The following is a 222-nucleotide window of genomic DNA, read 5'->3' as shown; positions in this document are numbered from 1 at the left end:
GAGCAGGCTGTTGTGGTGCGGCGTGCCGAGGCGGAGCTGTTGCATCAGCTCGCGGAATTGGACAAAGACGGTGCGCCGGTCGAGTTCGGCTACTGCGGCTCGGCAGCGACCCTGGCCCAGGACGTACTGCGCATCAGTCGCGCCGAAGCCCGCAGAATGGCCGAACGAGCACGAGTCCTGTTCGTTGCGCTCGGGATCAGTGGGGAACCACTCTCGCCGGAT

General features: G+C 65.8%; 1 pseudogene. It reads left to right on the top strand.

Annotation, left to right across the window (positions count from 1 at the left end):
- A pseudogene (locus tag AD72_RS35190) lies at positions 1-222 on the top strand (HNH endonuclease signature motif containing protein); the annotation flags it as partial.

Origin of the sequence: Sciscionella sediminilitoris (assembly GCF_000737195.2) — a bacterium.
Classification (GTDB): Bacteria; Actinomycetota; Actinomycetes; order Mycobacteriales; family Pseudonocardiaceae; genus Sciscionella; species Sciscionella sediminilitoris.
The sequence above is the reverse complement of the archived record's forward strand: the minus strand, read 5'-3'. Positions and strand labels throughout refer to the sequence as shown.